3 protein-coding genes are annotated in these 3,271 nt (G+C 58.2%); 1 reads left to right on the top strand and 2 read right to left on the bottom strand.

Annotation, left to right across the window (positions count from 1 at the left end; genetic code table 11):
* The coding region (locus R6T97_RS05070) for a bifunctional methylenetetrahydrofolate dehydrogenase/methenyltetrahydrofolate cyclohydrolase (RefSeq protein ID WP_410348215.1) at window positions 1–607 on the top strand (607 nt) is incomplete at its 5' end.
* Here the strand turns inward: R6T97_RS05070 and pdeM are convergent.
* Both pdeM and R6T97_RS05060 read right to left on the bottom strand, forming a co-directional pair.
* Entirely contained in the window at window positions 604–1,248 is a 645-nt protein-coding gene (gene pdeM / locus R6T97_RS05065) for a ligase-associated DNA damage response endonuclease PdeM (RefSeq protein WP_410348214.1), read from the bottom strand. The genes R6T97_RS05070 and pdeM overlap by 4 nt on opposite strands.
* Before the next feature lie 38 nt (window positions 1,249–1,286).
* Window positions 1,287–3,271 (bottom strand): helicase-related protein (locus tag R6T97_RS05060; protein WP_410348213.1); only part of this gene is annotated, 1,985 nt, incomplete at its 5' end.

Here is a 3,271-nt window from a genome sequence, read left to right as displayed (position 1 = left end):
GGTGCAGTTGCCCCTGCCTGACCAACTGGATAGCGATCTGGTGATCAACAGTATTGATCCTGCCAAGGACGTCGATGGGTTTCATATCTCCAACGTCGGTCTGTTGGGGACAGGACAGAAGAGCATGGTGCCTTGCACGCCCTTGGGCAGCTTGATGATGCTGCGCGATTACCACGGGTCATTGTCCGGTATGAATGCGGTTGTGATTGGCCGTTCGAACATCGTTGGCAAACCTATGGCGCAACTCTTGTTGGGTGATAGCTGCACGGTGACTATCGCGCATAGCCGGACAAAAGACTTGGCCGCTGTTGTCCGCCAAGCCGATATCGTCGTGGCGGCGGTAGGCCGCCCGCAGATGGTGCAGGGTGATTGGATCAAACCCGGTGCAACAGTGATTGATGTGGGGATCAACCGGATCGAGAAGCCCGAGGGTGGCACACGACTGGTTGGCGATGTCGACTATGACAGTTGTGCCGAGGTGGCTGGTGCGATTACGCCTGTTCCCGGTGGCGTCGGCCCCATGACCATTGCATGTTTGCTGGCAAATACGCTGACGGCTTGTTGTCGCGCCAATGGCCTGCCCGAACCGGAAGGTCTGACCGTCTAGGGCAATGGCACCGGGATTGCCTTGTGTCCTGTCATGATTGCGATGGGATTGCGCCCCAACAGCTTGCGCAGATCCGGTGCTTGACTGGCAAGACCACCGGTGTAGGCCCCATAGGCGGGCATGATCAGCCTCTGATCATCCAGAAGGAATGCAGGGCGGCTGCGCCCAGCGACGCGATGCTTGGGGTGATAGTGACCTGACACTTCTCCTGTTGCGGCTGTTGCGATGTGTCGAAAGGTCAGTGCGCCGATCATGACCGCGTCTTCGAGGGTTCCGCCCAGATCAATCGGACCCGGGTCGTGGTTGCCTGCGATCCATATCCAGCTTTTGCCCGCTTGGAGACGGGCCAACCAAAGCCGCATTTCCTCATCAAGGCTTGCGGCGGCTTGGGCATCATCGAAGCTGTCACCAAGGCAAATGATCCGCGCGGGGTTGGTTGCCGCGATGTCGGCCTCCAGTTTTTGCAAGGTCGCCCGGACCTCGTAGGGGGGCAACATGACACCGCTGCGCCGCGCGACCCGTTCGGATTTTCCCAAATGGAGGTCCGAGACGCACAAAATGCCATGCTCCGGCAGGTGTAATGCACCGGACGGAAGGGCCATGCATCGGGTTTCGCAAAGATTGAAGTGATAGGCGTTCATGCTCTGTTCTTGGCTTAGCATGCACATCAGTTCAAGGCTTAAAGTGTATCAATCCCAGCTTCCCGCATGAGGCGCGCCGCCTCCTCCTCTAGAATGCGGTCCTGACCTGAACCTGCCACCATGACCCGGCCGTGCTCAAGGAACATTGGCAACGACAAAGGAGTGACACGGTCAAGTTGCATGTGGTCAATTTGTCCGGCCGTGCGCGTGAGCATCTCTTCGATCCGTCCGAAATCAACCAATCCGCGCATGGCCTCTTCGCGGGTGATCCGCAGCATCAGGTGATCGGGATCATATTTGGAAAGGGTATCATAGAGGATATCTGATGAAAACGTCGCCTGTCGGCCGCTCTTGCGCGCTTGCGGCAGGTTGCGCTCGATCAGACCCGCAATCGTTGCCGCACCACGAAATGTTCTTTTCATGACCGCGTTGCCGGACAGCCAGGTTTCAAAGTCGGCGCGCATATTGTTGGGTTGCAGCAGCGGGGCAGGGTCATGCACCGGATCCAGACCCCAGATCAAAGTTGCGTAATCTGTCGCGACAAAGCCCATGGGATGCAAGTTCAGCTCTTCCATCCGTTGGGTCACGAGCATGCCAAGCGTTTGCATCGCATTGCGCCCGGCAAATCCGTAGATGCAGATATGGTGCCGCCCCTCATGCGGGAAGCTTTCGACAAGGATGCGATCTGCCTCGGGGAGCTTTGAGAATTGGCGCTGCAGGCCAAGCCATTCGGCTGTGTGCGCAGGTAGTTCCGGCCAGTCGGATTGGTCGAACAAGCGCAGGATACGCTGCGAAAGCTGTGTGGAATTGGCGAATTTTGTACCCATGAATGTCGCGATTTTGGGCGTCTTGTCCGCGCGACGAGAGACCTCGACTGTCATATCCTTGAGGGTTTCGTATCGCACTACCTGACCACCGATCAAAAAGGTATCGCCCGGGGTCAGGGTAGCGGCAAATGCTTCTTCGACTTCACCCAAGGGTTTGAAGCTCCCCTTCATCCGGACTTTCAACGTATCTGTATCCTGAATCGTGCCGATGTTCATGCGGATGCGTTGGGTGGCCCGCGGGTCGCGCAATTGCCAGCGCCTATCTGCGTTTTGCAGCAGGCGTTTCCACTTGTCATAGGCGCGCAGGGCATAGCCACCGGTGGCACAGAAATCGAGGCAGTCATCAAATGCAGCGCGAGACAGGGTGCGGTAGGCACCGACGGTCTTGATTTCTTGATAAAGATGATCGGCGTCGAAGGGGCCTGAACAAGCGGTGATAAGGATGTGCTGGCAAAGCACATCGCGCGGGCCCGGGCCCTTGGGATCACCGTCGAGGTCGTGTTCTTTGACGGCTTCGAGGGCGGCGACACATTCGACCACTTCGAAGCGGTTGGCAGGTACCAGAAGTGCTTTGGACGGGGCGTTATAGCGATGGTTCGCCCGTCCGATCCGTTGCACCAATCGTTTCACGTTCTTGGGTGCGCCGACTTGTATCACAAGGTCGACATCGCCCCAGTCGATGCCGAGGTCGAGCGACCCCGTGCAGACAATTGCGCGCAAGTGCCCTGCGACCATCGCGGCTTCGACCTTTTCCCGTTGCGCCCGTGCCAGGCTGCCGTGGTGAATCCCGATGGGCAGATCATCCGTGTTGGCCAGCCAGAGGTTGTGAAAAAATATCTCGGCCTGCGCACGGGTGTTGTGAAATACCAGAGTCGTTTTGTGCTTCTTGATCTCTTCCAGCACTGCGGGAATGGCATATTTGGCACCCCCACCCCTCCAAGGCGGCTTTTCCCGCGTAACCAACATGGAAATGTCCGGGTCCGGTCCGGGATCGGCGTTGATAATTGCACAAGGGGCGGGGTGGCAGGCGAGTTCTGCGGCGATGGCTGCGGGGTCTTCCACCGTGGCCGACAGACCCATGCGCCGCAGGCCGGGGGCGAGCGTCTCAAGGCGACTGAGGGCCAGCATCAACTGATCACCACGCTTGCTTTCAGCCATTGCGTGGATTTCGTCAACGATGATCCGTTGCAGGCCCT

The sequence above is a fragment of the Yoonia sp. genome, from assembly GCF_046498525.1.
In the GTDB taxonomy this organism is placed as follows: Bacteria; Pseudomonadota; Alphaproteobacteria; order Rhodobacterales; family Rhodobacteraceae; genus Yoonia.
The sequence above is the reverse complement of the archived record's forward strand: the minus strand, read 5'-3'. Positions and strand labels throughout refer to the sequence as shown.